The following is a 7,083-nucleotide window of genomic DNA, read 5'->3' as shown; positions in this document are numbered from 1 at the left end:
ATTTCTTCTCCCGCACCGGCTCTCAACCAGCCGCGGAATTCCATACTACCATAACTGGCTGCTTTTCGTCAACCGGTAGTTTTTGCATCAACAGCAACCTTTGTATTTGCTGTGATTTCTGATTTGTTGGCCGCGGCTATTGCCGCGACCGACATTGTCTAATATAGCATACGGATTATCCTTTGTCAACGCTTCTTTAATAACTTTTTATTTTTTATTATATTATTTTTTTCCTGCAATTTTATTTATTCCTTTGGACAGAAATTGCACAATCAGGGCATACATTTTGACAGGTACCGCAAGCTATGCATATTTCCATATCAGGTTCAACGGAAGGAGTTCCATAAATACCTAAGTGATTAGACCATTTAAGGCATTCCTTTGGGCATTTTTGAATACAAAGCCCGCATCCTTTGCATAAACTTGTATAGACAGTAACTGTACCTTTTTCTCCCTGATAAGTATTTAATTTATATGCCACACTCACCGGAGACCCTCCTTATTGGGCTTGTTCCACTAACTCCATGCCACGTTCCATTGCTTTGTAGTTTAATTCCCTGAGCTTGGGGTTCTGTTCGAACTTATAGCCAAGTTTTTGTTCTATAGCCTTTTTAGCTTCTTCCAGGCTTACCACCCCGGTAGCCTTAATAACCGCACCCATGATAATAATGTTGAATACCCTTGGGTGCAATTCATTTTTGGAAATCTCAATTGCCGGGATAGCAAGAATTCGGCCGGCATTTTTCGGCAAATGTTCTTTCACTCCCTCAATGGAACTATCATATACAAAAATAGTATTAGGCCCGACATATCTCTGCGTTCTTAAAACAGCGCGGTCACTGAGAGCCACTACTATGTCTGCAATCTGAAATTTCGGTGAACCAATTGGCTCGGTCCCAATTTGTAAATAGGCAACAGAAACGCCCCCTCTTTGCTCAACCCCAAAATTGGGTATATATAACGCTTCTTTGCCTTCTTCGTTTGCAGCTTCGGCGATAATTTCCGCTACTGACTGGACGCCCTGGCCCCCTTCACCGGCAAGAGCTATTTTAACCGTTTTAGCCATCTTGACCTGCCTCCTTCTGACCGGGCACTTTTATTTCCCCCACCTTAAAGTATTTGGGCATTTCGTTTTCGAGAAAAGCCCATGTTTCCTTAGCATTAGTGCGCCAATTGGTTGGGCAGGTGGACAAAGCTTCCACAAAAGAAAAACCGTTTCCGGCCATCTGGTTTTCCAGAGCCTTTTTCAGGTATTTTTTAAGTTGCCTCAAATTTGCCACAGTTCCTCTTGCCACATAAGCTCCTTCTCTGGTGATAGCGGCGACCATTTCCGGTCCCTGAGTCGGATAACCCATTAACTGGACATCCCGACCATAAGGAGACGTTTCCGTCTTCTGTCCGGGAAGGGTCGTAGGAGCCATCTGACCGCCGGTCATAGCATAATTTGTATTGTTTACAAGAATTGCAGTGATACGTTCGTTTCTCGCGGCAGCATTGACTAAATGCTGAGAGCCGATAGCATATCCACCGCCGTCACCCATATATGCTATACAAATAACATCAGGGTTCGCTCTCTTAATCCCTGTAACAACGGGCGTAGTCCTTCCGTGGTGAGTCTGTACAGTGTCTACATTGAAAAAGTCCCATGCCAACAATGAGCAACCTATATCACAACCAAAAACCACTTTATCCTGAATGCCAAGTTCATCTATTGCTTCGCCAAGCGCTTTTAAAACCAATCCATGCCCGCAACCTGGGCAAAACTTATGCGGTTTGGTCTCTCTGTTCCAGGATTTTGGCATTTGCGGTTCAACTGACATCTACATGTACCCCCTTCCCTATTTCAACAGTTCTTTACATTTGGCCACTATTTCTTCTGCCGTTATCCCAACGCCCGGTTTAAATAAATACTCTAGATTAATAGTTGTTCCGTAAATAGCATCCTTCACTAACTTCGCCAATTGCCCATATGCAGATTCAACAATCAACATAGTTTTGGCATTAACCACAGCTTTCTTTAACTGCTCTCCGGGGAACGGACGTAAAGTAATTGGCCTAAAATAACCGACTTTCAAGCCCGCGTTTCTTAATTCCTGTACCGCCCCTCTCGCTGCCCTGGTAACTACCCCATGGCTGACAACTATAATGTCGGCATCATCTACGTTACCTTCTTCATACTCCATAATTTCAGGGGCGACTTTTAAATACTCATCCATGTATTTGGTTATAACTTCATACAATTCTTCTTCCGTATTGTATGTATTTCTTAAATGAGTAGGCTTCTTTTCTCCATTGACAGGCTCCTTGCCCAGCAGAGGTTCGGGATCAATCAATTTAATGCCTCTGTCTTCAGGATTGTATAGGGTCAGTGACTCACGCATCTTAGCCTGATAACCATCGGCTAGTATAAATGTTGGAAACCTGTACTTCCAGGCGGTATTGAAAGCTTTAATAGTATAATCAAAAAGTTCCTGATGAGTAGAAGTTGAATATACTATCCTTAACCCTTCGCCATTTCCGCCATAGGTGGTCATTGTTACTTCCTGCTGGGAATAGATTACCGTAGCAGTAGAAGGCCCTCCCCGTTGCTGAACAACAAGAACAGTGGGGATGCGCATCATTTCAGCCATTGACATTGGTTCCTGCATCAAGGTATTTCCCGGACCGGCAGTAGCAGTAAATGCTTTTCTCCCGGCTAAAACGCCTCCAACAGTCGTAAAGCCTGCGGAGAGTTCATCCTCAGTTTGCAGAAATCTCTTCCCATACTTGGGCGCCATGCGAGTCCAATAATGCATAATTTCATTCTGCGGTGTAATCGGGTATCCATACATTATGTCAGCCTTTGCGGCCAATGCTGCCCAGGCAACCACTTCATTCCCGGTCATAAATACCCTTTTTTCTCCCTGAATAGGAGTATCACCCATCGTATCAAGACACCTCCTGTAAATTACAGATGAAATTTTATAATATTAAAAAGGGTGTTTTTTGAACACCTCTTGTTACCAAAAAGAAGTCTTCATATGCCTTTTTATCCCTTTTACCGGCGTCCCGGTAATATCTTTTGTCCCCAGAGCATCCAGAATCCTCTCTTCGGCATAAGTGGCAACCAGGGGAATGTTCAGGATATCTGCTGCATTTTTAACAACAACCGCACCATTTTGTACAAAATCTGCTGTAGTTTCGTCTCCCAGGTGAGAATTATTAATCAAACCATCAACTTTCCCCATATCACTTACATATGCAACAATATCTTCAACGGAAGATGTCATAGGCCTTCCGACATTAACCACAACATAAACCTTCAAATCCTTACGGTTTTGTGTTTCCTCTAATAAATTAAGGGTGCGTAATCCATCAACCCCATAGCCCACATCCAGTATCACATCTCCGTTTCTTCTGAGAACCCACCGCATTTCCGGTTTTATTACGTTACCGGCTTCCCCAAGACCTATGGTTTGAGAAGTTTCCCATGCCACTACACGGAGACCTTTTTCTTCCAGGGCCCTTTTTAATGGTCTTAATGTGTAAAATGGTTCTACCAAATCCAGGTCTACTAAGGTAACTTCTCTGTCCAGGGCTAAGAGTTCCAAAGCCCTGTTAATGGCTACTTCACTTTTTCCGCTGGCATATTCCCCAACATAAGCTTCGGCTAAACCTTTGATAGAAATTTCACCCCCCGAACAGAGTCTCACCCAAAGTATGTCAAATACACAGCTATATTATTTGTAAAAAACAGTTAATTATTTACTGGGTTAAAAAAATAGCCGACAAAACATTCCTAAAAAATAGGGTGTCTTGTCGAAAGCTTTTATACCTAGTATACTAAAACGATTTTTGCTAGTCAAGGAAAAATCCAGTTAATTTTCTGACTATTTAGGCTAAAATTAATCTTAAACCTATAAGCATTATTACCCCGGGAATACCCAGAAACCCCGCTATCAGAGCCGTAACAATGTTTATCGGAACGTGCAGAGAAAATCCTGCTCCCACTAAATTAACTAACCATAAAAGTATGCCGCCCAAAACACCGTTAGCAACAAACTTTACTACATATTTCAGCGGCACCACCAAAACATTACCGACCACAATCAGTATAAGCAGGCCAATGGTAAATGCTAAAACAGCGCCATCCATTCCGACCCCTCCTAAAAAGTAAAAAATGTTAAAGTATGTGAGAAGTAAATCTGACGACACATTCATTCAATTAAATCTTTTAGGGAGGAAACGCATATGTTTTGCTCTTTGGCCTGCTTCAAAAGAAACATGTATTTCTTCACAGAAGTTTCTATATTATATACAAAATAATCAATAAGATCAGGTTCACTTATAAAATTAAAATTGTTCAGAGCGTTCTGCCATTCTTGATGAGCTTGCCAAACCTCTTGAAAGGTTTTATCTTCCGGTGACAATTCGGTTTCTTGTTTGGGAATGATCCCTATTTTAGCAAGCAAAGTTGAACAAAAATGAATAACTGCTTCTTTCTTTATTTGCCTGTTTCCCATTTGTACCCCTCCTTTTTTGTTTGTAAATTATATTTAGGAGGTGTACAAGGTATTACCAATTTAAAGTAATTTTATGGTAATTGTTTTGTAGAAACCTGGCGATAGGCCTTTCCTCTTTGTCGCCGGATTTTTTGCAGCCCGACAAAATGGGTAAACAACAAATTATAAAGTTCTTTTATTAATTTAGGGCTAACGCCTTTTTTCCTCGCTTCAGCAGTCAAACGCTCCAGTATTTGTTCCTCCCGTTTCCTGTCGCGTATTTTTTGATGCGCGCCCTTAAGATCAGCGATAATCTTCACCAATTGCGTTCTCATAGCAAGCAGCTCAACAATCTGCCTGTCTATTATATCAATGTCTTCCCTGACTTGCTCCAAATTTAAAACGGACTTTTCCACGCTATAAGAGTAGGCTGTTTCTGCCCCTTTATAAATACCAAGTATACGAAATTCGGCGGTCATTTCTCTTACCCGGTTTAAACATTTTTCTACTAAACCGTCTGCCGGATTGCCCATAAAATCAATAAAGAAAATGTAATTTCCCAGTTTGTTTTTGGCCGGTCTCGATTCAATTTTTGTTAAGTTAATATTGACTAAGGCAAACTCTTTCAAAACCTGGTATAGCCCGCCAGGTCTATCGGTAATTGAAATCAAAATAGAAGTTTTATTAGCATTGGTAATGGGTTGGCCGGACTGTCCCAAAATAACGAAACGGGTCCTGTTGGCGGTGCAGTTTTGAATGTCGTATTCTAAAATGTTTAGGCTATATATTTCTCCAATATCGGGATTTCCAATAACCGCCCAGGGTTGGTCGGAATTGACAATTTGTACTGCAGCTTCCGCAGTGCTTACCGCTTCAACCAGGGCAGCATCAGGCAGGAATGTTTCCAAAAACCGGCTGCACTGGGCCAGTGCCTGGCCATGGCTGATTACCTTTGTAATTTCATTCACCTTAACCCCCGGCTTGGCCATCAATGCGTGTTTAATTGTAAGAATTATTTCCCCTTGTATGGCGACTCCCTTTTCCTGGGCCAATAAATCCAGAGTCTGATTTACAGAGCCCTCAACAGAATTTTCAATGGGTGCTACTGCTTTATCAATTTCTCCGCTTTTCACGGCGCTAAACAACTCCGGCAGCGTCCTATAAGCCCTCATTTCTTTATCGATACCGGTAAAATACTTTTCGGCAGCCTTTTCAGTATATGTTCCCTTGGGACCTAAATACCCTATTTTTATCATACAGCTAAAGACCTCCCCGTAGCTTTTGCTATAGGCTCTAACTCCAGGACCAGGTTTTTAAAATTCTCCGGTGTCAGGGATTGTGGTCCATCACATAACGCTTTACTCGGATCCGGATGCACTTCAATCAATAATCCGTCTGCACCGACTGCCACAGCCCCTTTCGCCATAGGCGCCACCAATTTCCAGTCCCCTGTGGCGTGGCTGGGGTCAACAACTACCGGTAAATGGCTAAGCCGTTTTATAACAGGTACGGCTGTTAAATCAAGAGTGTTCCTAGTATAAGTTTCAAAAGTGCGGATACCTCTTTCACATAATATTACTTCGTAATTCCCTTCGGCCATGATATACTCTGCCGCCATCAGCCACTCTTCAATAGTTGCCGAAAGCCCCCTTTTTAATAAAACAGGTTTTTTGAGCTGCCCCACTTTTTTCAACAGCTGAAAATTTTGCATGTTCCGGGTGCCTATCTGCAGAATGTCAATATATTGGGCTGCTAATTCGGCGCTTTGCTGATCGATTACCTCTGTAATCGTAATCAAATTTTCCTGCTGGGCCGCTTCCGCCATTAGTTCCAGTCCTTTTTCCTCGAACCCCTGGAAAGAATAAGGGGATGTGCGGGGTTTATAGGCGCCGCCCCGAAAAATCCGGGCCCCTGCCTCTTTAACGGCCCTGGCAGCAGCCATCATTTGTTCCCTGCTCTCTACAGCGCACGGCCCGGCCATTATTACCACCTGGTTGCCACCTATTTCCACATTTTTAATTTTTATAATAGTATCGTCGCTTTTGGCTTCGCGGCTGACCAGCTTAAAGGGCTGCATTATATGGACAACCTTTTCTACCCCCGGCATCATTTCGAGAGTAGAAGTATCGATATTTTTTTTGTCACCGATGGCTCCGATAACTATACGCTCAACCCCCCTGATCAAATGAGTTTTAAACCCTAACCGGGTCAGCCTGTTTTTCACGTCCTGAATTTGTTTTTCTGATACGTTTAAATTCATTACAACTACCATTTTAATCTCCCCCTTTTATAATAAAAAATAAAGCCTACGACATCATCCCAATGGGACGAAAGTCGTAGACTTCCGCGGTACCACCCAAATTGGTTGCTAAATAAAAAAACTTTCGCCCTCCAGGGACGAAAGTTTTACTTCCGCGTTACCACCCTAAGTTGGTTGAAAAAAGCAACCCTCTCATTTCAAAGTACGGGTCAATTTAGCGTTCAGTTAATGCTGCTTACCGGTTACCGGTAACTGACCACTAAAAAAACCGATACTCGCTTTCTTTTAACGGGAAAGACCCGGCTCAGTCTACAAAAGCTGACGCTTCTTCAACCTGCAGCT

General features: G+C 42.6%; 9 protein-coding genes and 1 other annotated feature (1 of these 10 running past the window's edge). All 9 genes read right to left on the bottom strand.

Annotated elements, in window-relative coordinates:
* Positions 1 to 241: 241 nt before the first annotated feature.
* Positions 242 to 481: a 4Fe-4S binding protein gene (locus Tfer_RS12620; protein WP_345786543.1), complete on the bottom strand. Its 240-nt coding sequence runs from the start codon at positions 479 to 481 to the stop codon at positions 242 to 244.
* Between the two features lie 18 nt (positions 482 to 499).
* The gene (locus Tfer_RS12615) at positions 500 to 1,066 is read right to left on the bottom strand and encodes a 2-oxoacid:ferredoxin oxidoreductase subunit gamma family protein (RefSeq protein ID WP_052218697.1); all 567 of its coding nucleotides are present in this window, start codon (positions 1,064 to 1,066) and stop codon (positions 500 to 502) included.
* Positions 1,059 to 1,820, bottom strand: a complete 762-nt coding sequence (locus tag Tfer_RS12610; RefSeq protein WP_052218696.1) for a thiamine pyrophosphate-dependent enzyme — start codon at positions 1,818 to 1,820, stop codon at positions 1,059 to 1,061. Before Tfer_RS12610 ends, Tfer_RS12615 begins: the two co-directional genes overlap by 8 nt.
* Before the next feature lie 18 nt (positions 1,821 to 1,838).
* Positions 1,839 to 2,924, bottom strand: a complete 1,086-nt coding sequence (locus Tfer_RS12605) for a ferredoxin oxidoreductase (protein WP_052218695.1) — start codon at positions 2,922 to 2,924, stop codon at positions 1,839 to 1,841.
* Positions 2,925 to 2,999: 75 nt separating this feature from the next.
* Positions 3,000 to 3,692: a hypothetical protein gene (locus Tfer_RS12600; RefSeq protein ID WP_083436944.1), complete on the bottom strand. Its 693-nt coding sequence runs from the start codon at positions 3,690 to 3,692 to the stop codon at positions 3,000 to 3,002.
* Positions 3,693 to 3,873: 181 nt separating this feature from the next.
* Positions 3,874 to 4,134: a pro-sigmaK processing inhibitor BofA family protein gene (locus tag Tfer_RS12595; protein ID WP_013118999.1), complete on the bottom strand. Its 261-nt coding sequence runs from the start codon at positions 4,132 to 4,134 to the stop codon at positions 3,874 to 3,876.
* A 62-nt stretch (positions 4,135 to 4,196) separates the two neighbouring features.
* A complete protein-coding gene (locus Tfer_RS12590) occupies positions 4,197 to 4,502 on the bottom strand; it encodes a DUF2508 family protein (protein WP_052218694.1) in 306 nt (101 codons plus the stop codon).
* 71 nt (positions 4,503 to 4,573) lie between these two features.
* Positions 4,574 to 5,737, bottom strand: a complete 1,164-nt coding sequence (gene pheA / locus Tfer_RS12585; RefSeq protein WP_052218693.1) for a prephenate dehydratase — start codon at positions 5,735 to 5,737, stop codon at positions 4,574 to 4,576.
* Positions 5,734 to 6,753 carry a 3-deoxy-7-phosphoheptulonate synthase gene (aroF, locus tag Tfer_RS12580; protein ID WP_052218692.1) on the bottom strand — a complete coding sequence of 340 codons (1,020 nt, stop codon included), beginning with the start codon at positions 6,751 to 6,753 and terminating at the stop codon, positions 5,734 to 5,736. Before aroF ends, pheA begins: the two co-directional genes overlap by 4 nt.
* A gap of 118 nt (positions 6,754 to 6,871) precedes the next feature.
* Positions 6,872 to 7,083, bottom strand: a binding site (T-box leader); it runs 106 nt beyond the window's last position.

Origin of the sequence: Thermincola ferriacetica, assembly GCF_001263415.1 — a bacterium.
Lineage (GTDB): Bacteria > Bacillota > Thermincolia > Thermincolales > Thermincolaceae > Thermincola > Thermincola ferriacetica.
The sequence above is the reverse complement of the archived record's forward strand: the minus strand, read 5'-3'. Positions and strand labels throughout refer to the sequence as shown.

Excerpts from the sequence above, each read along its gene's own strand:
- pheA (WP_052218693.1), bottom strand. The coding sequence starts at position 5,737 with ATGATAAAAATAGGGTATTTAGGTCCCAAGGGAACATATACTGAAAAG.
- Tfer_RS12590 (WP_052218694.1), bottom strand. The coding sequence starts at position 4,502 with ATGGGAAACAGGCAAATAAAGAAAGAAGCAGTTATTCATTTTTGTTCA.
- Tfer_RS12605 (WP_052218695.1), bottom strand. The coding sequence starts at position 2,924 with ATGGGTGATACTCCTATTCAGGGAGAAAAAAGGGTATTTATGACCGGG.
- Tfer_RS12595 (WP_013118999.1), bottom strand. The coding sequence starts at position 4,134 with ATGGATGGCGCTGTTTTAGCATTTACCATTGGCCTGCTTATACTGATT.
- Tfer_RS12610 (WP_052218696.1), bottom strand. The coding sequence starts at position 1,820 with ATGTCAGTTGAACCGCAAATGCCAAAATCCTGGAACAGAGAGACCAAA.
- Tfer_RS12615 (WP_052218697.1), bottom strand. The coding sequence starts at position 1,066 with ATGGCTAAAACGGTTAAAATAGCTCTTGCCGGTGAAGGGGGCCAGGGC.
- aroF (WP_052218692.1), bottom strand. The coding sequence starts at position 6,753 with ATGGTAGTTGTAATGAATTTAAACGTATCAGAAAAACAAATTCAGGAC.